At 33.1% G+C, this 25,466-nt stretch carries 34 protein-coding genes; 8 read left to right on the forward strand and 26 right to left on the reverse strand.

What is annotated here, in order from left to right:
* Entirely contained in the window at positions 1-963 is a 963-nt protein-coding gene (locus tag ACRDEC_RS11170) for a stage II sporulation protein M (protein ID WP_431498425.1), read from the reverse strand.
* A gap of 20 nt (positions 964-983) precedes the next feature.
* Between ACRDEC_RS11170 and ACRDEC_RS11175 the strand changes: the two genes are divergently transcribed.
* Together ACRDEC_RS11175 and ACRDEC_RS11180 are read left to right on the forward strand one after the other, a co-directional pair.
* Complete coding sequence (locus tag ACRDEC_RS11175; protein ID WP_431498426.1) at positions 984-1,727, forward strand: RDD family protein; 744 nt, start codon at positions 984-986, stop codon at positions 1,725-1,727.
* Between the two features lie 41 nt (positions 1,728-1,768).
* A complete protein-coding gene (locus ACRDEC_RS11180; protein ID WP_431498427.1) occupies positions 1,769-2,371 on the forward strand; it encodes a trimeric intracellular cation channel family protein in 603 nt (200 codons plus the stop codon).
* Position 2,372: 1 nt separating this feature from the next.
* Here the strand turns inward: ACRDEC_RS11180 and ACRDEC_RS11185 are convergent, their stop codons facing one another.
* Positions 2,373-4,163, reverse strand: a complete 1,791-nt coding sequence (locus ACRDEC_RS11185; RefSeq protein WP_431498428.1) for a gliding motility-associated C-terminal domain-containing protein — start codon at positions 4,161-4,163, stop codon at positions 2,373-2,375.
* A 10-nt stretch (positions 4,164-4,173) separates the two neighbouring features.
* Here ACRDEC_RS11185 and ACRDEC_RS11190 point away from each other — a divergent pair, with 10 nt between their 5' ends.
* From ACRDEC_RS11190 to ACRDEC_RS11200, 3 genes are read left to right on the forward strand one after another with little or no spacing between them, the layout of a single operon-like run.
* Positions 4,174-5,250 carry a GNAT family N-acetyltransferase gene (locus ACRDEC_RS11190; RefSeq protein WP_431498429.1) on the forward strand — a complete coding sequence of 359 codons (1,077 nt, stop codon included), beginning with the start codon at positions 4,174-4,176 and terminating at the stop codon, positions 5,248-5,250.
* Complete coding sequence (locus ACRDEC_RS11195) at positions 5,247-6,344, forward strand: DegT/DnrJ/EryC1/StrS family aminotransferase (protein ID WP_431498430.1); 1,098 nt, start codon at positions 5,247-5,249, stop codon at positions 6,342-6,344. Before ACRDEC_RS11190 ends, ACRDEC_RS11195 begins: the two co-directional genes overlap by 4 nt.
* Positions 6,345-7,619, forward strand: a complete 1,275-nt coding sequence (locus tag ACRDEC_RS11200; protein WP_431498431.1) for an O-antigen translocase — start codon at positions 6,345-6,347, stop codon at positions 7,617-7,619. It begins immediately after the preceding gene.
* 44 nt (positions 7,620-7,663) lie between these two features.
* Here the strand turns inward: ACRDEC_RS11200 and ACRDEC_RS11205 are convergent, their stop codons facing one another.
* A complete protein-coding gene (locus ACRDEC_RS11205; RefSeq protein ID WP_431498432.1) occupies positions 7,664-8,803 on the reverse strand; it encodes a glycosyltransferase family protein in 1,140 nt (379 codons plus the stop codon).
* A 34-nt stretch (positions 8,804-8,837) separates the two neighbouring features.
* On the opposite strand from ACRDEC_RS11205, the gene ACRDEC_RS11210 reads away from it, so the two are divergent.
* Together ACRDEC_RS11210 and ACRDEC_RS11215 are read left to right on the forward strand one after the other, a co-directional pair.
* Entirely contained in the window at positions 8,838-9,944 is a 1,107-nt protein-coding gene (locus ACRDEC_RS11210) for a glycosyltransferase (protein ID WP_431498433.1), read from the forward strand.
* Positions 9,945-9,948: 4 nt separating this feature from the next.
* Positions 9,949-10,341 (forward strand): sugar 3,4-ketoisomerase, encoded by a 393-nt coding sequence (locus ACRDEC_RS11215; RefSeq protein WP_431498434.1) that lies wholly within the window; start codon positions 9,949-9,951, stop codon positions 10,339-10,341.
* Here ACRDEC_RS11215 and ACRDEC_RS11220 read toward each other — a convergent pair.
* The 6 genes from ACRDEC_RS11220 to ACRDEC_RS11245 form a co-directional block, all read right to left on the reverse strand.
* Positions 10,338-11,282, reverse strand: a complete 945-nt coding sequence (locus ACRDEC_RS11220) for a glycosyltransferase family 2 protein (protein ID WP_431498435.1) — start codon at positions 11,280-11,282, stop codon at positions 10,338-10,340. The two genes, ACRDEC_RS11215 and ACRDEC_RS11220, sit on opposite strands and share 4 nt — an antisense overlap.
* Positions 11,283-12,173 (reverse strand): glycosyltransferase family 2 protein, encoded by an 891-nt coding sequence (locus ACRDEC_RS11225; protein WP_431498436.1) that lies wholly within the window; start codon positions 12,171-12,173, stop codon positions 11,283-11,285. It lies immediately after the preceding gene.
* Between the two features lie 32 nt (positions 12,174-12,205).
* Complete coding sequence (rlmH, locus tag ACRDEC_RS11230; RefSeq protein WP_431498437.1) at positions 12,206-12,679, reverse strand: 23S rRNA (pseudouridine(1915)-N(3))-methyltransferase RlmH; 474 nt, start codon at positions 12,677-12,679, stop codon at positions 12,206-12,208.
* A gap of 65 nt (positions 12,680-12,744) precedes the next feature.
* On the reverse strand, positions 12,745-13,107 hold the full coding sequence (locus ACRDEC_RS11235) for a DUF4180 domain-containing protein (protein WP_431498438.1): 363 nt from the start codon (positions 13,105-13,107) through the stop codon (positions 12,745-12,747).
* Positions 13,108-13,109: 2 nt separating this feature from the next.
* Positions 13,110-13,616 (reverse strand): GNAT family N-acetyltransferase, encoded by a 507-nt coding sequence (locus ACRDEC_RS11240; RefSeq protein ID WP_431498439.1) that lies wholly within the window; start codon positions 13,614-13,616, stop codon positions 13,110-13,112.
* Positions 13,617-13,699: 83 nt separating this feature from the next.
* Complete coding sequence (locus ACRDEC_RS11245; protein WP_431498440.1) at positions 13,700-13,984, reverse strand: hypothetical protein; 285 nt, start codon at positions 13,982-13,984, stop codon at positions 13,700-13,702.
* 128 nt (positions 13,985-14,112) lie between these two features.
* Here ACRDEC_RS11245 and ACRDEC_RS11250 point away from each other — a divergent pair, with 128 nt between their 5' ends.
* Positions 14,113-14,871, forward strand: a complete 759-nt coding sequence (locus ACRDEC_RS11250; RefSeq protein WP_431498441.1) for an oxygenase MpaB family protein — start codon at positions 14,113-14,115, stop codon at positions 14,869-14,871.
* A 49-nt stretch (positions 14,872-14,920) separates the two neighbouring features.
* Here the strand turns inward: ACRDEC_RS11250 and ACRDEC_RS11255 are convergent, their stop codons facing one another.
* From ACRDEC_RS11255 to ACRDEC_RS11335, 17 genes are all read right to left on the reverse strand, one after another.
* Positions 14,921-15,415: a nuclear transport factor 2 family protein gene (locus ACRDEC_RS11255; RefSeq protein WP_431498442.1), complete on the reverse strand. Its 495-nt coding sequence runs from the start codon at positions 15,413-15,415 to the stop codon at positions 14,921-14,923.
* A 57-nt stretch (positions 15,416-15,472) separates the two neighbouring features.
* Complete coding sequence (locus ACRDEC_RS11260; protein ID WP_431498443.1) at positions 15,473-16,132, reverse strand: hypothetical protein; 660 nt, start codon at positions 16,130-16,132, stop codon at positions 15,473-15,475.
* Between the two features lie 47 nt (positions 16,133-16,179).
* Positions 16,180-16,560 (reverse strand): DoxX family protein, encoded by a 381-nt coding sequence (locus tag ACRDEC_RS11265; protein WP_431498444.1) that lies wholly within the window; start codon positions 16,558-16,560, stop codon positions 16,180-16,182.
* Positions 16,561-16,566: 6 nt separating this feature from the next.
* Entirely contained in the window at positions 16,567-17,031 is a 465-nt protein-coding gene (locus tag ACRDEC_RS11270; protein ID WP_431498445.1) for an SRPBCC domain-containing protein, read from the reverse strand.
* A gap of 1 nt (position 17,032) precedes the next feature.
* Entirely contained in the window at positions 17,033-17,356 is a 324-nt protein-coding gene (locus tag ACRDEC_RS11275; RefSeq protein WP_431498446.1) for an ArsR/SmtB family transcription factor, read from the reverse strand.
* Between the two features lie 63 nt (positions 17,357-17,419).
* A complete protein-coding gene (locus tag ACRDEC_RS11280; protein ID WP_431498447.1) occupies positions 17,420-18,289 on the reverse strand; it encodes a class I SAM-dependent methyltransferase in 870 nt (289 codons plus the stop codon).
* Between the two features lie 19 nt (positions 18,290-18,308).
* On the reverse strand, positions 18,309-18,563 hold the full coding sequence (locus tag ACRDEC_RS11285; RefSeq protein ID WP_431498448.1) for a DUF1905 domain-containing protein: 255 nt from the start codon (positions 18,561-18,563) through the stop codon (positions 18,309-18,311).
* A 131-nt stretch (positions 18,564-18,694) separates the two neighbouring features.
* Positions 18,695-19,417 (reverse strand): hypothetical protein, encoded by a 723-nt coding sequence (locus ACRDEC_RS11290; RefSeq protein ID WP_431498449.1) that lies wholly within the window; start codon positions 19,415-19,417, stop codon positions 18,695-18,697.
* A gap of 217 nt (positions 19,418-19,634) precedes the next feature.
* On the reverse strand, positions 19,635-20,471 hold the full coding sequence (locus tag ACRDEC_RS11295) for a rhomboid family intramembrane serine protease (RefSeq protein WP_431498450.1): 837 nt from the start codon (positions 20,469-20,471) through the stop codon (positions 19,635-19,637).
* A 52-nt stretch (positions 20,472-20,523) separates the two neighbouring features.
* Complete coding sequence (locus ACRDEC_RS11300) at positions 20,524-21,189, reverse strand: hypothetical protein (RefSeq protein WP_431498451.1); 666 nt, start codon at positions 21,187-21,189, stop codon at positions 20,524-20,526.
* Positions 21,190-21,204: 15 nt separating this feature from the next.
* Positions 21,205-21,606 carry a hypothetical protein gene (locus ACRDEC_RS11305; protein WP_431498452.1) on the reverse strand — a complete coding sequence of 134 codons (402 nt, stop codon included), beginning with the start codon at positions 21,604-21,606 and terminating at the stop codon, positions 21,205-21,207.
* A gap of 38 nt (positions 21,607-21,644) precedes the next feature.
* Positions 21,645-22,007, reverse strand: coding sequence for a DUF2200 domain-containing protein (locus ACRDEC_RS11310; protein ID WP_431498453.1), 363 nt, complete (start codon positions 22,005-22,007; stop codon positions 21,645-21,647).
* A gap of 140 nt (positions 22,008-22,147) precedes the next feature.
* A complete protein-coding gene (locus tag ACRDEC_RS11315) occupies positions 22,148-22,525 on the reverse strand; it encodes a VOC family protein (RefSeq protein ID WP_431498469.1) in 378 nt (125 codons plus the stop codon).
* Positions 22,526-22,700: 175 nt separating this feature from the next.
* Positions 22,701-23,630 carry an alpha/beta fold hydrolase gene (locus tag ACRDEC_RS11320; RefSeq protein ID WP_431498454.1) on the reverse strand — a complete coding sequence of 310 codons (930 nt, stop codon included), beginning with the start codon at positions 23,628-23,630 and terminating at the stop codon, positions 22,701-22,703.
* A 204-nt stretch (positions 23,631-23,834) separates the two neighbouring features.
* Entirely contained in the window at positions 23,835-24,257 is a 423-nt protein-coding gene (locus tag ACRDEC_RS11325) for a hypothetical protein (RefSeq protein ID WP_431498455.1), read from the reverse strand.
* Positions 24,258-24,266: 9 nt separating this feature from the next.
* Positions 24,267-24,941 (reverse strand): alpha/beta hydrolase, encoded by a 675-nt coding sequence (locus tag ACRDEC_RS11330; RefSeq protein WP_431498456.1) that lies wholly within the window; start codon positions 24,939-24,941, stop codon positions 24,267-24,269.
* A gap of 91 nt (positions 24,942-25,032) precedes the next feature.
* Entirely contained in the window at positions 25,033-25,422 is a 390-nt protein-coding gene (locus tag ACRDEC_RS11335) for a DUF1398 domain-containing protein (RefSeq protein WP_431498457.1), read from the reverse strand.
* Positions 25,423-25,466: the final 44 nt, after the last annotated feature.

Consider the following 25,466-nt stretch of genomic DNA (forward strand, 5'->3'; position numbering starts at 1 on the left):
TTATGCTTTTTGCTTTTTGTGGATGATAAATGGATAAACCAAATAATAAAAACTGATGACAGCCAAAGTAAAAAGGATAATAAAACAGCTTAACCAAATAGGCATATCAATAGAATATCGGGTAATAAAACCTTCAAGAAAGCCTGCGGCAATGGTAAAAGGAATGGTGCTTAAAAATATTTTGAAACTGTTTTTAAAACCTATTTTAAATGAATTCATTCTCGAAAATGTTCTTGGGAATAATATGGAAGCACCTAGAATAAATCCGGCAGCAGTTTCGATTACAATAGCAAAAATTTCCATAGAACCGTGAATCCAGATTCCTCTTACGCTTTCCCAGAAAACACCTTGCTGGTAAAAAAAATATTGAAAAGACCCTAGCATTATTGCATTTTGTAAAGAAATATAAAAAGTACCCAGTCCTATAAAAATTCCAAACATGTAGCAATAAGCGCCAACCTTTAAGTTGTTTACTGTTATGCCTATAAAACTTCCCCAATCACTTCCGGATTTGTATATGGCTACGGGATTTCCGTTTTTAATGTTTTCCAGCGTTTCATTTACATAACCATCACCAAGAATCAAACGAACAAAATTTTCGTCGTATTTTGCCGAAATCACTCCTAGAGTAACCATAGCAAAAAAGAGAACAAAGGCATAAATCAGATACCTTTTGTATTCATAAAGTATAAGCGGTACTTCGGTTTTGAAGAAATAAACCAGTTGATTAGTCTGTGTCCGTTTTGTCTTGTAAATTTTTTGGTATATTTGAGAAGCTAAATAATTTAAATAAACAACTGTCTTACTTTTCGGATAATAAGTTTGGGCATAAGACAAATCATTAACTAATTGAACATATAAATTAGCGATTTCATCAGGATTTTTTTTAGTTTTGCCAAAAATTACCTGTTCAAAATCAAGCCATTTTTGTTTGTTTTGTTTTATAAATGCAATTTCTCTCATTGTCGGCTAAAATATAAAATATGTCAGAATTATCAATAAATACGACACAAAATGTTAATATAAATTTTACTGCTGCTTCAGTAGGAGAACGAATATTGGCCAGTTTTTTAGATCTTTTGATAAAAGCGGCTTATGGTATTGTTGTTTTCTACATTTTCTTTTACTGGATTGGTTTAAGCGATAAAATGGCCGAGATGGATTATTGGTCTGCCGTGGCTATAACGATCATTATTTATTTTCCTGTTCTTATTTACTCAATTACACTTGAAAGTATCTTTGAAGGTCAGACTTTTGGAAAAAAAATAGTCAAAATTAAAGTAGTCAAAATTGACGGTTATCAAGCTGGTTTTGGGGATTATCTGATTCGCTGGATATTTAGAGTTATCGAAAAAAACTCCATTTTTATTTTAATTGGAATCATTGCCATGGCTGTAAATAAAAAAGTCCAGAGAATTGGAGACATGGCTGCAGGAACCGCTGTAATCACTTTAAAAAACAGTATTACAATAAATCATACGATTCTTGAAGAATTAGGTTCGGAATATGTGCCAACTTATCCCGCTGTGATTAAATTGTCCGATAATGACATCAGAATTATTAAAGATACTTTTGATGTAGCCAGAACAAACGGCGATTTTGAAACCATAAGTAAGCTTTGCAGAAAAATAGAAGCTGTGACAGGGATAAAAAGCCAATCCAAAATCGAATCAGATTTTATTAGAATTATAATTAAAGATTACAATTTCTATACACGGAATATGTAATTCGTTTTTTAATACGTAGCCAACTTTCATACAAAATTTTAATGTTTTACCTTTTAGATATCATAGGAACCATGGCATTTGCCATGTCTGGTGCATTGACTGCAATGAATAAAAAAATGGACCCTTTTGGCGTTTTCATCATTGCATTTGTGACTTCTGTTGGAGGAGGAACCTTAAGAGACGTCATGATTGGAAGAACTCCGGTAGGATGGATGCGCGATTTAAATTATGTGTATGCAATATTGATAGGTTTTTTTCTGGCACTGGTTTTTAGAAAAAAATTGGACAGATTTAGAACCTCATTGTTTTTGTTTGACACCATCGGGCTTGGTGTTTTTACTTTGATAGGACTTCAAAAAGGAATTGACATTCATCTTAATCCAGTAATTTGTATTGCTTTAGGAACCATGACGGCTTGTTTTGGAGGTGTTATCAGAGATATTTTATGTAATGATATTCCGGTAATTTTCAGAAAGGAAATTTATGCCACCATTTGTATTATTGGCGGAATCGTCTTTTTTAGCCTGAAAGAACTGAATCTGGAAAACGATATTCTGTATTTAATAACGTCATTAGTAATTATTGTTATCCGATTAATGGCTGTGAAATTCAGATGGACATTAAAACCTGTCGAAAAAGAATAACCTATCGATTCATAAAAACCCAGCCGGTGAGCGATTCGGGAAAACCGGATTCATTTAGATTTAGAATATAATAATAGGTGCCTTCGGGTAAATTCCCAGCGGAAACTACATTGGATTGATTCGATTTTCCATCCCAATCAGTTGTGTTGTTGTTCCCTTCCCAAACTAAAGTTCCCCAGCGATTATAAATTGAAAGTTTGAAATTTAAAAAGATATCTCTTAATCCATCCACAAAAAAAGAATCGTTATAACCATCACCATTTGGTGTGAAATGATTGAAAACTATTGGTGGACAAGGAATAGCTATAAGGTCAAACTGGGATATTGTAAAGCAGTGTTCGTTTTCTATTCTGACATAAATTGTTTTTGGTGTTGTTTGTGTGAAATAATTTGATGTGTTTGCAATTGGATTCTGGTTTAATGCTGCTTCCGAACTGCTTTCAAAGAAATCCACCACATCATCAGGATTTTTCTTTACCAATGCTGCCTGACCTGAAAAATTGAAAGTTCCTCTTCCGTTACCTTCATTACAAGCTGTCACGTTTTCGAGTATATTAATTTCCGGTGAAAGCCATAACGCTATCTCTTCCGTAAAAATATTATTGTTTTCGTTCGTTTCGGTAACATTAGCAACACCATTGTTGTCATCTACAATAAATTTCAATTCAAAAACAGATGGGACAGAGGCAGGAATAATAATAGTAGTTTGGTAATTCCGTATTTCACCTATAGGAATATCTTCGGAGGTCTGAACAACGCCAACAGCAACTCCATCAGCATAAATAGTAGTAAAAGTTCCAGCGGGGAGAAAATCGGTAGCATTTAGATTTTTAACCGAATAATCGATTACCAATCTTCTTGTGTTGCATTCCTGACTCATACTTTCAATAGTCACAGTCGCATCCGGAAGTTGACTGTTTAACTTCGTTACAATAGCGTTTATCATTACGAAATCACGGTCTGAAGTCAGTTGAATAGTAGCAGAGTCATCTCCAATCTGGATATTGTTCTGAATATTGTAAACATCCAAATCCATATTGTATAAAGTGGCAGAACCTGTAAAACTGTTTGTTCCGTTAAACGCGTTATCTGATGGATTTAAAGGAGGATTGCTGATCAGATTTCCATTAATTCTCAAGGATTCGTTTTCAGCAATGCTTCTATCACCTTCCCAAGCGACAAACCCTATTTTTGCATCCTGATTATCAATTACATTCAAACTGTTTAATGTAATATTGATAGCATCTGGCACAAATTGTAGTCCGTCGTAAATATTCAGCTGATTTAACGGTAAATCGGTGTTTTTGTAGACTATAATAATGGCCCAGCCTCCAAAATTTGTTCCATTCGGGCAATATTGGCTAATGATACTGGTCAAATCCAGTTCGGAAAGTGTATATGTCCCATTTCCTGTGGTTTGAATTTGTGACGTGATATCAGCAAAAGCACTGAAAAACGGCCTTTGTGAAGCGGGTTGAATGATGGAAAACTGCCTCGTTGCTGAAATAGACACATCATTGAGTTTAATATCAAAATCACCCGTTCCTGAACCGGCCCAATATAAATAAGCCGCTTCAACAGCATCTGAAGCATTAAGATTTAAAAGAGCTGATGAGGATGTAGTTATCGAACAAGGAGCTCCGGTACCATTTTCATCCGTATTTAATGTGTTTCCAATAAATACAAAATCATAGCGACCATTAAACTGGTTGAACAAAGAAACGTTTTGACCCATTACGGAAGCAATGCCAAAGAAGAAAAAAACAAGCTTATACAGTATTTTTTTACTCATTTTTGAATGAATGTCTAAGAATAAAGATACAATTTTTAATATTCCAGCTCATAAAAGTACTCAATGTTTTATAAAAAATGTGTACTTTTCGAGTGTTAAAATAAGCCATGTGAAAGAGTTTTCGATAAGACAATATGAAACAAAAGATTACACTGTTTGGAACGCTTTTATAAAGGAAGCTAAAAATGCTACATTCTTATTTCATCGTGATTTTATGGAGTACCACAGCGATAGATTTACAGATTATTCGCTATTGATTTTTAAAGGAAGCAAACTAGTGGGATTGCTTCCCGCAAATAGGGTTGAAAATGAGATTTATTCTCATCAGGGTTTAACGTATGGCGGATTGGTTTATAAAGAAAACCTCAAACTAGCTTCCGTTATTGCCGTTTTTTCCGAAGTTTTACGTTTTTTAAATGAAAATAATTTTTCGAAAATCCATTGTAAGACCCTTCCAAGTATTTACCATCAAAAACCTGCTGAAGAATTATTGTACGTTTTGTTTTTGGCGGAAGCCAGATTAACCCGACGTGATTCACTTGCTGTTATTAGCTTAAAGAAAGGATTTTTAATTTCTAAAGGCAGAATCGAAGGAATAAATAAAGGAGCTAAAAATAATTTGAAAGTTGTTGAAAAAGCTGATTTTGAAGACTTTTGGCAACATATTTTAATTCCGAATTTAGAAACAAAGCACAAAGCAAAACCAGTTCATTCTATTGATGAAATAAAATACCTGCATTCAAAATTTCCTAAAAATATCCGACAGTTTAATGTGTATTCTGAGGATAAAATTGTAGCGGGTTGTACTGTTTTTGAAAGCGATCAGGTAGTTCATATTCAATATATTTCGGCAAATGAAAGCAAAAATGAATTAGGAAGTCTTGATTTTCTGTTTCATCATTTATTGACGCGTGTTTTTAAAGAAAAAACCTTTTTTGACTTTGGTATTTCAAATGAGAATCAAGGGAAAAATCTCAATAACGGCCTGTCTTTTTGGAAGGAAAGTTTTGGAGCCGGAACCATAGTTCAGGATTTTTACGAAGTAGCAACCTCAAATTTCCATTTGCTGGAAAACACAATTATATGATTCCATTTTTAGATTTACATAAGATAAATAAACCGTATGAAGAGGCTTTTCAGCAAAAATTGAAAGGAATACTTGACAGCGGTTGGTATATTTTGGGGAATGAAGTCAAGACATTTGAAAATAATTTTGCTGCTTATTGTGAAACCAAATATTGCATTGGAGTAGGGAATGGGCTTGATGCTTTGGTTTTGATTTTTAAGGCTTATATGGAATTGGGCAAGCTGCAAAAAGGCGATGAAGTAATTGTTCCTGCAAATACCTATATAGCCAGTATTTTAGCTATTCTGCAGGCTGATCTGATTCCTGTTTTAGTAGAGCCCAAACTGGAAACTTTTACTATAAATCCGAGTTTAATTCAAGAGAAAATTACTTCGAAAACAAAAGCCATTCTGGTAGTTCATTTGTACGGACAATTAGCCGAAATGGAGGAAATTATTGAGACAGCAAAAAGAAACGATTTACTGATCATTGAAGATGCGGCACAAACGCACGGAGCAATTTTAAATGGTAAAAAAGCCGGAAATTTAGGTCATGCTGCCGGTTTTAGTTTCTATCCCGGGAAAAATTTAGGTGCTTTAGGCGATGCAGGTGCAGTGACTACAAGTGATCAGGAATTGGCAAAAACAGTGAATTCGATTCGTAATTATGGCTCGGAGGCAAAATATTATAATGATTTTATTGGTGTAAATTCAAGATTAGATGAGCTTCAAGCTGCTTTTTTGAATGTAAAATTGCCAGATTTAAATTCCGATAATGAAAAAAGAAGAGCTATTGCAAAAAGATATTTATTAGAAATTAAAAACAGTAAAATAGTTTTACCGGATTGGGATCTTTCTTCCAGTCATGTTTTTCATTTGTTTGTAATCAGGGCAGAAAACAGGGATGAATTACAAAATTATTTACTTGAAAACGGAATCCAAACCATGATTCATTACCCCGTTGCCCCACACAAGCAAAAAGCATTAAAGCAATGGAATGATTTATCGTTTCCAATCACCGAGAAAATCCACAATGAAGTTTTAAGCTTGCCAATAAGTCCGGTTATAAGTGACGACGAGGTGAGTCACGTGATCTCTATTTTAAATAAATATTAATTGAAAATTTTAAATAAAATACAGTCCTCTCAATTGTTTAAAATTACTTCTTTAAACGGTTTAAGTATTTTAATCAAAATTGGAATTGGGTTAATTACGTCCAAAGTCCTAGCGGTTCTTATCGGACCAGGAGGAATGGCACTGGTGGGCAATTTGAGAAATTTTATGACTTCAGTAGAGAGCATTTCATCATTGGGATTTCAAAATGGCATTGTAAAATATGTAGCTGAAAACGAGGAAAATAAGCTGGAATTAAAAAAAATTATTTCCACAATATTTATCAGCGTGATAGGTGTTACACTGTTTGTAGGGAGTGGTCTTTTCTTTTTTGCGCCGTATTGGAGTCAGAAAGTTTTTGGCAGCGGTACCGATTATTCTTATGTATTCAGGATTTTGGCATTTACACTGCCCTTTTACATTATTTCCTTGTATTTAGTTGCAATCATCAATGGATTAGGGAAATTCAAAAAAGTAATTTATCTCAATATCATCGGGAATACCATCGGATTATTGGTTACGGTTTTTTTTGTTTGGAAGTTTATTGTGTTCGGAGCTTTGGTATCTATCATAGTTACACCATCGCTGTTATTTTTTGTGAGCCTTTATTTTATTTCTAGTGAAATTCCAATTTATCACTTCGTGAATCTTAAAATTTTCGATACCAAAATTTTTAAAAATCTGTCCCATTATCTTTTAATGGCAATGGTTTCAGGAATTTTAGGACCTTTGGTTCTTTTAGTTATCCGAAACCATGTTATTGAAGATGTGGGATTAAAAGAAGCCGGTTTTTGGGAAGCAATTTCAAGAATATCAACTTATTATCTGTTGTTTATAAATACATTGTTAACAGTATACTATTATCCTAAATTAGTTGTGTCAAAAAAAGCTAAAGAGACTAAATCAGTAATTTGGAGTTTTTACAAAAATGTATTACCATTGTTTGCAGTCGGATTGTTTACTATTTATTTTTTAAGAAACTGGATTGTAACTATTCTTTTTAGCTCTGATTTTGAACCGGTAACCAATTTGTTTTTTTGGCAGCTGGCCGGTGATTTTCTAAAGTCCGTTTCCTGGATACTGGCGTTGCAGTTTTTTGCTAAAAAAATGACCCGTGCATTTATCATAACCGAAATTTTGTCATTAACAGTGCTGTTGACTTCAAGCTTTTATTTTGTTGGTATTTTTGGTATTAAAGGAGTAGTAATGGCACATACTCTTACTTATTTTGTTTATTTAACCGTACTTGGGATTTATTTTAGGAAAAGCTTGTTTTAAACGAAATTCCTTCAGTTGTATAAATAAGCCTAAATGTCTCTGAATTAATTGTTTTGCCATACGGCGATATATTTCTCCGCTATTCGGATATAGTCATGCTCTTTTTCTATAAATATCCTGGCACGTTTACTAATGGCTGAAATTTCATCAGGATTTTCTATAAGATAAGAGAGTTCCTTTACAAGATATGCTACATCAGGTTCGGCATTTATGACGGCTTTTTCGTTTAACTGATAGTATTCTGTAAAATCTTTTCCAGCTCCGGTAAAAACCACTTTTCCTTTTGCCATAGCCTCAAGAGCGTTGTAACCTTGATCAAGGGCATAAACCTGATCAAGTAATATATGTGACTTATTGTATAAGTTAATATAATCATCATAAGGAATATTTTCTGCTGTAATAATCTCTACTTTTTCAGGGTATTTTTCTTTTATGGTTTCTAATGCGTCCTCAAAATAGCAAATACCTTTCTGATTATAATTCCCTCGGTTAATTCCTAGAAATATGACGATTTTGTCTCCTGCTGTCAATTTATCGCAGCTTAAATTTTTAATATTTACCGGATTTGGGATTAGTCCCAAAAATTTAGGGTTTCCTTTTAAGGGAATTACATAATCAAAATCGGTTGCAATGATTCCGTTACAGTTTTGGTAAACAAAATCATGGTTTTTTCGATGTGTTTCGGATAAATAGTTGAAGATATACTCAAATTTTGGCTTGAGGGTTTCGTTTTCAAAAAAAGGAGTCAGGACTGATTTTTGGGATTTTTTTTTCATCCAGAATGAAACGTTCAAGTAGTCGACACCACTGGATAAAAGAAATAATTTCGAATTCAGCTGGGCAAGTTTTTTCAATAAATACAGTTCTAAAGCCGGATTAGTTTTTATAGGAGTTTCATTGATTAACTGAACCACATCAAATCCTTTGAATTTCGGAAGTAAAAAATAAAAACGGATACCACGCTCCAATTTGGCAAAATCATAACCACTGATTTTGTAAATAAGTTGTCTCAGAATATTTAAAATCAGTTTTTTAGACCATTTAGCTTCGATAGAATAGTCTACATTATAGTTTTTAAATCCGTCCCCATCACCCACAATACTTACTTCATGCTGCAACGAAACCAGTCCTTCTTTTAAGGAATTGTGCAATCTACTGTATTCGCCAACCAGTAATATTCTCATTAATGTTTATATTTGATTTAAAAATAGTACTTCTGTGGCGATAGCACAAAAAAAATATAAAATTTGTTTGGTTAGCGAATGTTTGTCAACGGGTGGAGCGGAACGTGTAGCGGCTTTATTATCCAATTTTTTTGATGGCAAAGGAATTGAAGTTCATCATGTAATTGTTTTAGACAGTGTAGTTTATGACTACTCGGGAGAGTTACTGAATTTGGGCAAACTGAAAAATAAATCGAATTCTGTCTTCAATAAATGGAACAGGTTTTTTGTTTTTAAAAATTATATCCAACAGCATCATTTCGATTATATTATAGATTTCAGGGTAAAAAATAATTTTTATCAGGAATGGATTATTTCCAAATGGGTTTATAATGTCCCTAAAATTTATACTGTTAGAAGTTATATTCTTAAATTTTACTTCCCTAAAAATAAATGGCTGGCACAGAGTATTCACAGTAAGGCTTTCGGAATCATCACAAATACGGAAACCATAAAAGAGCATGTTCAGGAGACTTATAATTTTCAAAAAGTAACTACTATTTATAATCCGATTGATATTGATTTTGTCCAACAGCGATCAGCAGAACACTTGGAAGTTGATTTTGAATATATTATCTGCGCCGGAAGAATGAATGATAATGTCAAGCAGTTTGATAAACTAATTGAAGCGTACGCGAAATCAATTTTGCCATTTAATAAGATAAAACTAATTATTTTAGGGGATGGAAAACAGAGAAAATCATTAGAAGACTTTGCTTTAAGTTTTAATTTGACTGAAATGATTTTGTTTAAAGGACATGTTAAGAATCCTTTCAAATATTATAAAAGAGCAAGTTTTTTTGTGCTGTCCAGTCAATTTGAAGGAATGCCAAACGTCATTTTAGAATCTCTTGCCAGCGGTACACCTGTTGTGTCATTTGATTGTCTTTCTGGACCAAAGGAAATGATTTGTAATAAAGAAAATGGAATTCTCGTTGAAAATCAAAATGTTGAGAAACTTACTGAAGCTATGAATCTTTTTATTGAAGATGAAAAATTATATAGTCATTGCAAACAAAATGCCCTGCAAAGTGTCCAGAAATTTTCGTTGGAAAATATCGGAAATCAATGGTTGGATTATTTAAAAATAAATGTAAGTTAGCCGTATGAATATTGAGATTATTGAGATTCCAAAAATTGAAGATTACAGAGGAAACATTGCTGTTATAGAAAACGATGTGGTTCCTTTTGAGATAAAAAGAGTATATTACCTATTTGACGTTCCTAGTAATGCCAAACGCGGAGGGCATGCTCATAAAGAACTGTTTCAACTTCTGCTTCCGTTATCTGGTAGCTTTGATGTTGTGCTCCATGATGGTGAAAATCAACAAAAAATCACACTTAACAAGCCTGATAAAGGCTTACTGATTAAACCGAAAACCTGGCGTGAACTGGATAATTTTTCTTCAGGAGCCGTTTGTCTGGTTATTTCTTCAGATGTTTTTAAAGAAGAAGATTATATCAGGGATTTTAATGAGTTTTTGGAATATATTCGTTAGTCATAACTCGTTATTTTAATCCCTTTTTGAAGTAAAAACTGCTTTAATTGCTTTATTTTTTTTATCAGAAATAATGGTGACTGAAGTAAAATCCGTTGTTTTAACGTTAGGTCTCCAACTGCAATTTTACTTTTCAGGCTGGAGTATTTTGCTTTTTCACCGGCCATTTTATAAAGCACGGCCATTGTATATCGCTTAAAATCAAGGTATTTTTTTACTTCAGGTCTGGTTTCTTTATAATGCTCGTATTTATCAAAATCAGTAATTATCTTACCTGAAATAGTTGAGTTTGTAATTTGGTTTTCGGAAAAAACGGTATAAGAGGCACAAATCCTATTTGAATAGGCTAATAAATAGTTGAAATTAACCCGGATATTAAAATCGATATCTTCTCCAAAATTGATAATTTCATCAAAATAACCAACGGTATCAAAAACTTCTTTTTTAAAAGCAACTGAAGAAAAGCAATATATGGGCTGCTGGATATTGGCCGAATAGAAATCAGGAATTATTGCTGTTTGATTATTGGTAAGCTGAACAGCATTTTTTCTGATAGTTAGTTTTAAACCGCTTTGGTAAACTTCTTCATAATTTGTCCCATAAATTCCGGCTTCGGGAAATGTGGAAATCAGGTTGGAAATTTCGGTTAAGAAAAAAGGCTTCCAGACATCATCGGCATCCAAAAAAGTAACATAATTGGATTGGCTGGCTCTGATCCCGGTATTTCTCGCAGCAGAAAGACCTTTGTTTTGTGGATGCTGAACAAGCCTGATGGTATCACTTTTATAGGTTGAGGCAATTGAAAAACTGCTATCTGTAGAACAATCATCAACAATAATAATCTCATAATCTTCCAATTCCTGATCCAAAATACTCTGAATAGTGTGTCCGATATAATTTTCTTTATTGTAAAGAGGGATAATAACAGAAATAAATGCCATTTAACTTGGTTTAATAGAACAAATATAACCCAATCTGTACAAATCAAATGACAGTAAATTAGGGTTTCTGTTTAAGATTAATTTTTTTAAAACCGGCTCCGATAGTTTAAAAAGAGTTGCAATTAAACGATCCAGTTTTCTTTTTCTCAATATATTATAATGCTTCAAAAGCGAATTGATATCTTCAATGTTGGGCTTGTTTCCTAATAGTTTTATTCTTGAGTCAAGTGAGTCTAATGATTTCTTGAAAAAAACTTCGTTGTCTTCCAATCCTAAATGATATATTTCGTTATCTATATGAATTACAGGGACATTGTCCATATAAAGCTGATAAGCAAAATAAATATCAAGACCATAAAAATTACCCAGAGAAGAATAATTGTGAGCAATAAAAATCACTTTTCGGATTAAAATATTTCCCGAAAAGATAAAACTGTACGGATTTAACTTTCGAATATCAGCTTTGTTTTCTTCTCTTGATTTTCCGTATTTGTAGCGCAGTATTTTAGAATAATCGGCTTTTTTTTCTTCGTAAAGAATGCCTCCAATAACCACATCATATTCTTTTCCAATGGCAGCAATATATGTTTTTAAGTAGTCTTTTTTAACAGGAATAACATCAGAATCCAAGAACAGGCACCACTCATATTTTGAAATTTCAGCCAGTTTATTTCTGGTTTCAGCCCGGCCTAAGTTAGTTTCATTTCTTTCAAATCGGCAATGACTTAAGGTGTTTATTTTTGAATTTTCTTCAATTGAAATCCTATCTGAAGAACCATCATCCAACACAATAATTTCAAAATCAATTCCAGTTTCCAAAGCTTGTTTCCATAGTATTGAAACTAATGGCATTGCACAGTAATTATATGTCGGAATTAATATTGAAAGCATCAGGTGTTTTTTAAAATTCAAATATAACCATTCTATTGATGATGATACGGTTCATTTCTTAAAATTGTGAAACCACGGTACAATTGCTCTATAAAAAATAACCGGACCATTTGATGTGAAAAAGTCATCTGCGAAAGCGAAATCTTTCCGAAAGCTTTTTTATACACTTCGTCACTAAATCCGTAGGGACCGCCAATTACAAAAGCCAAAGTCTTAATTCCGGAATTCATTTTTTTCTGCAGCTCATCTGCAAAACCGACACTCGAAAAGGTTTTTCCATTTTCATCCAACAAAATCAATTGGTCGGTTGGGCTGAGTTTGGCTAGAATTAATTCGCCTTCTTTTTCTTTTTGCTGGCTTTCAGACAGATTTTTTACATTCTTAATATCGGGAATAATCTCCAGGTCAAATTTGATATAAAAAGACAATCGTTTAGTATAATCATCTATCAGCGTTTGAAGGCTTTTATTATCGGTTTTACCTATAGCGATTAGTTTTATGTTCATTTTTAGCAGTTATGAAGGACAAAGGTACAAAGCTTTTTCAGAAAATAAACGGGATGTTTTTTAGACTATATCATTGAAAGTCTTCGCAAAGCTTCGGGCAATGCATCTACAAAATTAATTTGTCTTAATTTGTTGCTTTCAAAAATAAAATCTTTGATGCTTTTGCTTTGGTATTGATCATAATCACCAACGATTACCAAACGAACACGGTAATTCGAGAACTTTTGAAGAATTTCACCGGCAATCCCGGTTTTCAAATCAAAAAAATGAGGTGTAATGTTTTTTTCGTAAAGTATTATGCTGTCGAAATCCTGATAATATAGGTTTCCTAACAAATCCAATCCATTCTCAACAGATTCGATTATAATGTTTTCAGCAATTATTTCAGCAATTTTTGTGTCGTTTATATTGTGTGTTTCGATTTTCATCTTTATGCAATTCCGTCTTTTAATTTAACCCAAATATAATCATCAATGATCGCATCATTTTTAATCACTGCTTTTTTGTGAATGCTTTCCAGAATATATTGGTTCTTTTCCAACGCTTTCATGGACGCTTTATTATGCTCAAAAACGCCTGCAATAATCCTAATGATATTAAAATTTGCAAAAGTATACTCGGTCATTAATCGTATGGCTTCGGTCGCAATACCTTTTCCCCAAAAGGGTTCTGCTATAAAATAGCCTAATTCAGCGTTTAATCTGTAGATATCTTCATTGAGCCAGATACCAATCTCTCCACACAATTGATTGTCTTGAAAAATTAAAAACCTTTCCGCAGGTGTTTTACCAATTTGCTTTTGAAACAATTCATTGGCATCTTCAATTTTATATGGGTTTGGCGTTCTGTCGAAACCGTTTTGTGAAATATTGGGATTGTTGCGGTATTTTGCAAACTCTTCGGCGTATGCCATTTGATATGGTCTCAATGTTGTCATTTATGAGAGATTGATTTGTAGTTCTGATGTAAACGAAGTTAAGAAAAAAGCACTACAAAACCCTTGCAGATTGGCTTTACTGTTTAAGATCCTGCGAAAGGTGTACCGAAGACCCCAACTGCAAGTTCAACCCAAACTAATAGGAGCAGCGTCAGCAGAATTGCACAAATAGCAATTCGGTGTTGGATTTTGCTTACTTTCCTTAAGACAAGTTCACACAGCAGACCAGTACCAAGCAATAGAACAGCTGCAATTATAAAATCGAACGGTGACCAGATTACTTCATTTGTAAACTGCATTGCTATTAATGGAATAAGTAATAGAAACGCTACTGTGAGCACGATGCCAATAAGCCTTTTGTTTTCCATGATGATATATATTTAATGTTATTATTTGTTTGTATTCTGTGAAATTGTTTTACAAATATAATTAACTTTGAAATGCAAAGTACTTTTAATTAAAAATATTTGTACTTTTATTGAAATAATTTGAACTTATGCAATTCTTCGTAGAAAAAAAATCAATTGTTAGAGAAATCTGGGGTAAGAGTGATACTGTATTATTCATTTTTGCAGGCGCCGCCGCCGAATTTGCTCTTAACAAAGCAGTAGATTGGCTTTATTTTACCGGTAAGTTGCCTTCTGACCCTTTGGGGAGGCTGTTCTCCACGGTCAGGTATGCAAGATGGATTGTTTTTTCGTCCATGGAGGAAGCTCACGGAGCAATTGACAACTTACGACAAATACACTCTGCTGTAGAGCAAAATCGAGGTGCTGTAATACCCGATTGGGCTTATCGAGATGTGTTGTTTATGCTGATACATTATTCTATTGCGTCGTATGAGCTGCTCGAAAAAAAGCTGAGTAATGAAGAAAAGGAAGAAGTATACAATGTTTTTTATCAGGTGGGTTCACGGATGGGATTAACGGAATTACCGCTCACTTATGCAGAATGGCTGCCTGTAAGAGAATCACATTTAATGGAAAACCTGCAGGAAAGCAAATATACTGCGGATCTTTTTAAACAATATAAAAAACACCTTGGCACTATCCGGTTTACCATACTGTTAGAGGGTCAGAAATTAGTTGTTCCCAACAGAGTCAAAGAGTTGTTGCGTTTTAATCGGTTTTCTTTGCTCACACCAGTGGTTCCGTTATATAAAATGAGCAGGCTGGTGAAGATGGACGGACTGGTTAAAAGCATATTGCTTCCTTCGGAGTATAAAGAGCAGATAAACGAGCTGGATGTGCATTAAGAGGTAGAAGGAAGTAAGGACAAAATGGAACGGCTGCCAGCAACAACTTTTAATGTAAACTGATCACTTTTATAATTTTCCAGTCGTTGTTTATTTTTTTCCAGATTATTGTAAATCGGGCAACGGAAGGAATACTGTTAGGTTCTTGGCTGTTGTGAAATTTATGCAGTCCGATTTCGATGGCTCCGAAGTTTTTTATCGGGTAAACTTCGATGCTTCCTTTGACAAGCTCTCGGGTTACTTTTCCGCAGATATTTTTTTTGGTACCCTCGACAATTTCTTTTTTGGAATTCATAAAACCGCCGTTGTCATGATAAAATTCGATTTCTTCGGCATAAAATGAGCTATACTTGTCGAGATTCAGGTTACAGGTATTGTAAGCTTGGAAAAAAGCACTGTCTAACGCAACAATTGTTTTGTATAATTTGATGTCGTCGGGTTTGTAATTTTTTGTGAGGCGATAGGTATTGCTTTGAGAGGAACAAGCGGTAATAAGGCTTATTATAAGAAGTAAGAAAAGTGTTTTTAGAATGTCTTTTTTCATGATTTTTTTATGTGTTACTGTCACTAGACTTCTAATCAAGTACAGGGTAAGGGATGTTCAGTACAGTTGAATTTTCTGTTGAAACGAAGATAGGAAAATATTGGTTAGAAAATATTCGGTCTTAGTTGTAAAGTCTTTGGTACCAGTTAAGAAATGATTAGTACCAGTTGCAAAGTCTTTGGTACCAGTTAAGAAATGAGTAGTACCAGTTATAAAGTCTTTGGTACCAGTTAAGAAATGAATAGTACCAGTTATAAAGTCTTTGGTACCAGTTAAGAAATGAATAGTACCAGTTGTAAAGTCTTCGGTACCAGTTAAGAAATGAGTAGTACCAGTTACAAAGTCTTTGGTACCAGTTAAGAAATGATTAGTACCAGTTACAAAGTCTTTGGTACCAGTTAAGAAATGATTAGTACCAGTTGCAAAGTCTTTGGTACCAGTTAAGGAATGATTAGTACCAGTTACAAAGTCTTTGGTACCGGTTAAAAAATGAATAGTACCAGTTGCAAAGTCTTTGGTACCAGTTAAAAAATGAATAGTACCAGTTACAAAGTCTTTGGTACCGGTTAAAAAATGAATAGTACCAGTTGCAAAGTCTTTGGTACCAGTTAAGAAATGATTAGTACCAGTTATAAAGTCTTTGGTACCAGTTAAGAAATGAGTAGTACCAGTTACAAAGTCTTCGGTACCAGTTAAGGAATGATTAGTACCAGTCAAAAGCTCTTTGGTACGAACCAATTTACTTTTGACTGATACTATTGTAATTAATTAGTTATAGCAACGATTCTTCTGGTAGCAGGTCTTAAGTACCATGAAGATAGGGCTAAGCCTACAATTATTAGGGGTACAATGATGTGGAATGCGGAATCATTGACTGATATGTGAGAAATTGAAGCTCCGGTCATTGCAAAAATGATACCTGCATAAGCCCATTCTTTGAGTAATGGTAATTTAGGAAGGAGTACGGCAATTATGGCCATAATTTTCCAAAAGCCGATGATTGAGATGAAATAGAGCGGGTAGCCTAGAGGGATAAATCCATCTACTACTTCTTTAACCTGAAATAATTGTCCGATGCCGCCAAGCATTGAAAAACAAAGTAATCCTGTAGTAATCCAGTACGCTAATAATCTTCTTTTTTCCATGGTAATTTAGTTTAGTTTGGTTAGTATTTCTTGTAATTGATCGTGTGCTTTGTTTATGCCATAGGCAAAAGGTAATTTTAATTGTTGTTCTCTGTGTGCTGCCGATTGATATACAATTTGCATGATCAGTTTGCTGGTGTTTTCCGTTAGTTTTTCAAATTCCAGAAATTCCAGCTGGATACCAAAAGGCATGTTCTCAAACTCAAAAGTACGTGTTATTTTTTTATTTTGGTCGAATTCGTGAATTACTCCATTGAAACTGTGTTTGTTACCTTTAGGGTCTGTGGTTTCGAATTGGTAACTGCCGTACTTTTTGTTTTCAAGTCTTAGTACTTTCGTTCCCATCCATTGTGCTACTATTTCAGGTTCGACATAGGCTTTGAAGAGTAATTCTAAAGGCAAATCGAATTCGCGTGTTATCACTAAGTCCTGTTTGCCGTCTTCAGCATTAATTTTTGTTTTTTGTTCCATGTTATTCATTTGGTTTATAGTTTTTCATTATCGCTTCTAATTTGTTAAATCGATCATCCCACATTTGACGGAATGGTTCGAGAAAATCGGCTACATCTTTCATTTTACCAGCATTAATTTTATAATATATTTCTCTGCCGCTTTGCTCTTGTTTCAGGAGTTCGCATTCGGTGAGTATTTGCAAATGTTTTGAAACAGTTGGTCTTGCGGTGTTAAATTTTGATGCTATGGCACCAGCAGTCATTGATTGTGTAGCAACCAGTAAAAGTATGGCTCTTCTTGTTGGGTCAGCTATGGCCTGAAATACATCTCGTCTTAAATTCATAATATGAAGTTATTTGACTACAAATGTAAGTGTAGTTATTTAACTACGCAATTTTTTTTGCATTTATTTTTTTGCTATTGCTACTCTGTAAAACTCGTAACCGCTTTCATTTCTGTTCGGTACGTATTTTTCGCGGTAATTTACAGCACTTAAATCGTCGATAAGAGTTAAGTCAAATCGGTTTAAATAATCGTTTAGTTCTGAAGGTAAGAAACCAAATGTCCAGCGTTCTTCTAGTTTTTCGAGGTCATCTAAAAGTTTTTTGCCTCCTAAAAAAGCATCAGGATTAGTAAGAATGTCACTGTGAACATAGGTGAAAATGACATAGCTGCCTTTTGGAAATCTTGAAATAAAGGCAAATGTTTTGTCTATTGCGTCAGCATTTAAATAGTTAGTTACACCTTCCCAAAGTATTGTCGTTGGTTTAGTGAAGTCGAAATTGTGCTGTTCAGCCAGTTGGTCCAGGCTTTGGGTATTGAAATCAATTTGACAATAGGTAATGTTTTTTGAAAGTGGACCAATGCGGTTTTTAAGCGTTTGAATTTTAAAATTTGAAGTATTGGGATGGTCAATTTCAATGGTTGGGATTGCTTTCAGAAGCTCGAGCCGCATAGCTCTGGTATCAAAGCCGGCACCTAATATGATTAATTGGTTTACACCATCTTTAATAGTTGTTTGCAGCAGATCATCAATATATTTTGTTCTGGCCAGGCCTGAAGAAAAGGCCCCGGGAATTTTTTGCTGAATGACATTACTGATATACTTTCTAATGACAGTATTTTTGGATAGGCGAACAGCAAACCTCAATTTAGGCTCTAAAAAATGGATAGCAAAAGGGTCAGAAAATAATTTATCACTTTGATTCCTTTGTGTTTCAATTGCTCTAAACAAAGCCATAAATTGAGCGGTTCTACTTGTTTTGTTTGTTTTCATGCTCTGATTTTTAGTTTTCTTATTTTGTTATATCTATAATTTCTCCAATACGTTTTGGTGAGTTTTTCTGCATTTTTAAATTGATATAAAGCCTCCAGTCACCCCTGAATTTTACTAATTTTTGTGTATAGGGAGTGTCGTTTATTGTACCTTTTATTTGTATTGGTCCTTTATTTTTACCAGCTTGTTTGAAAATTTCTTCCAAAACGTCGTCAGGTAAAAATATAAATGGATTAACACCAATGATTTTTATTTCAGCTTTTATTTTCTGCATTATTGATGTTTCGTCGTTTTTCTTTGAATATGAAGTTGTAAATCAAGTGGCTAAATAAGCCAGTTAAGATAGTGGCGCCTATGTTCCAAAAAGTTATTGGTTTGCCAAGCGTTAGCTACAGTTCTTCCTATTTATTGCAGCATCGCAATTTTGAAATACATAACGCTTATAATTGAAGCAATAACTAATAGAATCCACCACATTCCTGTTTTTGTTTTACTGTCAATGTTTTTACTTTTCAGTATTTCGAAGAAAGAATAGGCTAAAACCACTAGTAATATTGTTCCACAAATGCCAACAATTATTTTGTTCTTGGAAATGTAAACCGTAGCCATTAAACCAATTGCCAAAATAGAAGACAATCCACGAAATTTTTGAAGAAAGGGCTCGCTATGCTTTGTTGAAATTTGTTTTAATTGAGCTAATGATTTTTCTAATTTTTCATAGTCACCTATTTGAGAAGGAATGTTTATAACATTTACTGATGAATTCCCTTTAATAATAAAGCTTCCGTTTGAATTTTTAATAATTTCATTCAGGTTTGTTATTGAAATAGTTATTCTTGGAGTATTGTGCTGTTCTCTTGTTATGTCATTATTGTCAATAATTAATAAATAACTCTCGAAAATTTCTTTTTGCCTTTTTATACCACGAGAGAGCCCAAACGCTAATATTCCCAATATAAAGGGAATTGTAAAAGGAAGCGTATTAATACTGCTTTGTTGCTCATTAGAATTAAAATAACTTATTGCAAGCCCACCGAATGCAGCTAATATCAAAATGGGCATTGATTTAATAAGTAGTGCTTTTTTTATCTCTTTAAAACCGTCTTGTCTGATTTTGAATTGTTCCATTATTATAGTTTAAAATTTATGCTAAATTCCATCAGCCTTGGTAGTCTGGCGGTAGATTTATTAGTGAAGTTTACAAATGTATTGAAAAGGGTGAAAATAAGAAGTTTGATTTTAAAATAAATGTGTAAACATAGACTCTTCAGATGTAAATAAAACTCGGTTGTGTTTAACTTAAGCAACGGTGAACGGATGAATTAAATTGCGATTAGCAATAGGTTTATTTGGAATATTCATCAAGTTTTTCTTTTTCTTTTTTGGTTAGTCTATCTATCCCTTTACTGCTTATTTTATCTAATATCTTATCGATTTCTTTCTTTTCATTTGCTTTTTGTTCATTGTATTTATGATCAATGTTATAATGTTTTTTATGTGTTTTGAAATAAAAATTATCAACTAATAGAATGTGTGGTTTTTTAACTATTAAAACTACAAAAATTAAAGTTGGTATAAATATTATCAAAATAGATAAATAGTTTACAACTATAGCATTTGGGTTAATCGCAATTGCAATTAGCATTCCAATTAGAGCTCCGCCAAGATGAGCTTCATGTCCAATATTATCCTTATTAGATTTTATTCCGTAAATAGAGTAGGCAACATAAAGAAGCCCATAAAGCCAACTTGGAATTGAGAATGGAATTCCAAAAAAACCAATTCCTAGTCCAGGAAATAAAGCAATTGATGCGAAGATTATTCCACAAATAGCTCCTGAAGCACCTACTGAACTATAATCTCCATGATTTCGATGAATATAAAGAGCTAATAAATCACCACCAATTAAACTTGCAAAATAAATTAAAGCGAAATAAAACCAGCCAACTTGTAATTCCAAAAGTCCACTAAAAGCATATAAACTTAGCATATTAAAAATAAGATGAGACCAGCTTACGTGCAAAAAACCGGAAGTTATCAGTCTCTTATAGTCTTTATTTATTAGAATTTTATCAACTTCAAATTTGTAACTGTCAAATAAAAGTCCATTTGAAAAACCTTTATATGAGAATACGACATTCGCAATTATTAATAACAATCCAATTATTCCTATTTCAGTCATAGTTTTTTTCGATTTTTTTAGCTAGCAGTTAGCCTTCTGTAGCAAGCCGTTTTTATTTATTGATATTTGCTATTGAAAATACGATAAACAGTATTCCGCTGATAAATGTTATAAAATAAACGAACTTTTTTATGTCGTCAAAATTTCTATTTTCTTTCAAAATTAATCTTCTGAATTTTTCAGAAACAATAGCTAAAACAGCACTTACAAAAATTATCCCGATGGCTAAATTCATTCCAATTCCAATGGGTGAGCCTTCGGTTTTGCCTTGCAGGAAAAAAGGCAGAATATCAGAAAGAAAAAGTAAATTCCAGACAATCATAAAAAATAGGCCTACTGATTTTTTTAAGGGAAATCCGCCTTCGTTTTGTTTTTTTAGAATTTCTAAGTCATCAGCACTTATTTCACTATTTAAGTTTTCTAAAAACCCTGTCTTTTTAATTTCATTAATTACAGAATTTGGATTTTTTAAAGTCCAGAAAATTACTTCAGCAGCATAATTTTCAATTCTGTGGTTAATTTTTATACCATTTCCAATAACTGGAAATGAAGTATAAGGTTGTATTGAAATGATATCTTTAGGTTGGAAAACTAAATTACCAACAATGGAAGCATTTATTTTTAATAGTTCTTTGTTAACGAATAAATCTGCAAAAGGAAAAGTTGCATTTGCCATTCCAATTCTTGCTCCACCAGTTAAAGTGAATTTTTCAGTCATATTTTCTAGGTTACTTTATTGAATTTTAATTTCTATCTTACTTTTAAAAAAAGCTCCGTGTCTATTATTTTGCAAAAGAGTTTTTATTGAACTTTTAGTTTTATATGTGGTTTTAATTTCTCGAGTATCAATTTCAATACTTTCTATTGATTTCGTTAATTCGTCAATTTTGGCATCGGACCAACTCCCAATTCCAAAATGGATATTTGCAGTATCTTTTTGTTTTAAATTAAAAACGATTGAATCACCGGTGGCAATTTCTTTTAAACGGTAACTTTCAACTTTTGAGTTTAAATTTAATTTTACTTTTACTATTGAATTCGAATTATTTACGAAGTCGATATAATGTGGAGGATCACAACTGACAATGATAATTGCCAAAAACGAAAGAACTAATAGTTTGGATTTTATTTTCATTATTATTTTTGATTTGTTTAAAGGTGCTCAACACTTTATTAGCTTCGCAAAATCTTCTCCATCTTTCTGCCTTTAGCTAACTCGTCAACCAATTTATCCAGATACCGAACCTGTTGGGTCAAAGGATTCTCGATTTCTTCTATCCGATATCCACAAATGACTCCCGTGATGAGATGTGCATTGGGATTTAGTGTGGCATGCTGAAAGAATGTTTCAAAAGTTACCTTTTCCTGTATTAGTTCCTGCAGTTTTTCGTTATTGAATCCTGTTAACCATGTTATGACCTGGTGTAATTCTTCTTTTGTCCGGCCTTTCTTCTCCACTTTTGTGATATACATGGGATAGACCGAAGCAAAGGTCATTTTGGCAATGCGCTCATTGTGTGTGTTGGAAGTGTTCATACCTCGTATTTTAGCGTTATTCTTTCCCGTTAGGGGAGATTTAACTTTATTTTTTCTATATCGGAATAGCTGATATTGCTATTATACAGAAAAGTAAAAAGGAAACGTTATAATTAAAGAAGAAAAATACGTATTGGATATTATTCGGTTGGTTCCCACAATTCAATTTTATTTCCTTCCAGGTCAACAATGTGAACAAACTTTCCGTAATCATAAGTTTCTATTTTGTCAACTATGGTCACTCCTTCTTTTTTCAGTTCTTCCACCAGCGCTTCCAAATCAGCAACTCTGTAGTTAATCATAAAGTCTTTTGTGGAAGGTTCAAAATATTTTGTTTTTTCAGCAAACGGACTCCATTGTGTAGCGCCTTTTTTGGTTGAGTCTGACGCTTCTCTCCATTCAAAAGTAGCTCCATACTCGTTAGTGTTTAAACCAAGATGTGTTTTATACCATTCTCTCATTTTGTTAGGGTCTTTGCATTTGAAAAAAATGCCTCCAATACCTGTTACTTTTTTCATTTTTGTTTGTTTAGTCAAAATTGAATTGAATGTGAAACCAAAACCGAATGATGTCACAATTGCTAAAATTACTATTATTCTTTTTATCATTTATCAATATTTTAATGTTGTTTACGGTTACCGTTAAATCCCAGTTAAATTATCTAAACAAACCGATGTTGGCTGCAGTCTTATCCTATTTATTTTGAATTTGTTGTGACTCAATAAATGAAAACACAGCTTGTGTGAATTCTTTGTTTCTTTCATAGTACAAAACATGTCCTCCATCTATACGCACCGTTTTTTGGTTAGGAAACTCAAATAGTTTATAATGGTCTACGCCAATGGCATAATCTTTTTTACCAGTAATCACTAGAACAGGTATGGAAATAGCTGCTGTCATTGGTCTGAAGTCATGAATATATTCTTCAATTTTCCACACATTCCTGCCAAAGTCATTATTGTTGGGTTTTTCCCGATCAATGCTGTCTAATAATGCTACCGTTTTTTTGCTCTCAGACAGCAATGTGTATTCCAATCCTTTTTCCGAAAGTTTATTTTTTGCCTTTGAAAAAACAGGAAAAATTTCATTGCTGTTTGTAATGGTAAAATTGGTGTTGAGCAATCCATTGATGTATTTTATTTGTCCTTCAATAGAATTGTTTACGCACAAGGTGGAGTTTAATAATATCAATCCATTGAGATGTTCGGGGAATTTTTTGGCATAGTTAGCCGCAATAATCCCTCCGAAGGAATGCGACATAAGATACACTTTTTCAACTCCCAAAGAACGTCTAATGTCTTCAATGTCTTCAATCATTCTGTCGATAGAATAGTTTTTTGAAACCGAAGCGTCAGATCTGCCAGAACCTCTTTGGTCATAATAAACCATTGAAAGTTTCTTTTCAAGATTATTACCTTTCAGAACTTCAAATGATTTACTCCACATACCGGGCCCACCATGAACGAAGATACAAACAGGCCCTTTACCAGAAACCTTGGCAAACAATTTTGTGCCATCTGATGCATAAATATAGTCTGCTGGTTTGTTCGCAGTGACTGTTTGTGATGCTACTGTGTATGCTGTCAGAAGGAATAATAACAGCGAAATAGGTGTACTTTTCATTGATTATCTAAATTTATTAAGCTACAGTATTTGATATCCTTATGATTTCGTCACTGATGATTACAAATATATCGAAAAGTTGGAAAGAAAATTTCTTTTAGAAGAAGGGAAGTTTGTGTTGATGTTTTCCTTAAAACCTATTGTTTAGTCAGAGTGATAGGGAGCAGGCGAAATAAACTACTATAAAGGCAATGCATAAATCAATCAGCCAGCAGTAGCATATAATTTATGCTGTATAGAATTTTTAATATTGCACGATTCAATTGATAATTTATGAAATGTATCTTCTGCTAACAAAATCAATTCCATAATTCTTTCATTTAGTTTTATATTGGAATTTAATCTTTTAAACATTTCATTATCGTTTTTGGAAATTGAAGCATTGAAAAGTGAAGAAATAATATCTTCTAGTCTATGGGAATCTATTTTTTCGAATTTGACTTTTAACTCGGCTAATGGCTTTTCAGAAACATCAAAAATTGAAAAATTAAATAGGTTGATCAAGGTTGAATTCAGTTCGGTTAATCTGCCTAGTTCAGTTTTCTTTTTTCCTTCAAATAGCCATTCAATAAATTCCGAAAACTTATTAATCATTAATTCAATTGCAATATATCCTGATTGAGACATTTAAATTTTTTATTTTAAATCATAATTTCTTTTTGCCCACATTTTAGTTGGTTCAATCCATTCTTTTAGCGGTTTAAAAAGGAAACCGTGTTTTAGATTTGTATTTAATTCGATTTCTCTAAATTTATTTATTTTTAGTTTCGAAGTCTTTTTTCTTTTAATTGCCGAAACGCCATACAAATCTGATTTTTCATAAATAGTCAGGATATTGCCGCAAAAATTTATTTCAGGATAATTTTCACAATCAGTATCTTGATAGCAACCGATAAAAACAAAGTTCAGTTTTGGATTTGCAATGAATGTTGAAACATATTGTGCAATATAGCCGCCTTTGGAAGTTCCGACTACTGTAATGTGGTTTGGTTTTATTCCTTTTTTTAATAAACTATCAATTTGTGAGACTATCTTTTTTGCATAATTTTCTGTGTCTGTATTCCTCTTTCTCTTTTCACTTAAAACTACAAATCCGTCTTTCTTAAAAGCTTTTATAATTTCTGCATATTCGACTTTTCCATATTCAGGATGCTCAATATTTAAATCATTTTCTTCGGCGAATTTATTATGAAGGAAAAAGATATAGTTTTGTTCTGCTGTTTTGGATGCAGTTTCTTTTTTTGATTTTTCACAACCGGTTATAAAATAAAAGCTTAGTAGGAAGAATAAAATATAGTTTGATTTTTTCATTTATGCAGGGTTTCTTGGTTTGAAAATATTTTACTTAACTCGAGTGACAGCGAATCCTGAAGACGCAAATAAAACGACTGTTGTATTCTTTTTATTGCGGTATTTGTTCTTCTAAAATTTTGTTTCCTGCCTTGTCGTAGTAAGTACAAGTCATTTTGTCGAGGCTAACAAACCATTTTTCAATCCCTGTTTCAGCACAATGCTTGCAGAAAGTGAAATAATCGGTTTCTCCTTGCTGATGAATTTTCAGGTAATGCTCAAATTTGGCTTTGTCGCTTGAATTGCTAATTATCAAATCTTCATACATTGATTTTGATGCTGTTTGAAAATTATTGGCACCTGAATAGTCTGTGTGACTGTCTTTTACCCAAGTTTCAAAAGCAGTAACACCAAGTGTTTTAATTTCCTGAATGTAGTTTGGAAAGTCAGCTCCGGATCTTACTTTGCTGTGAGCTGCCTTGATTTGTTCTGTTGTAAACATCGTTTTTGATCTTTAATGTTAGATAATTTATTGAATTACACGCA

This window comes from Flavobacterium sp. (assembly GCF_050696275.1).
Lineage (GTDB): Bacteria > Bacteroidota > Bacteroidia > Flavobacteriales > Flavobacteriaceae > Flavobacterium.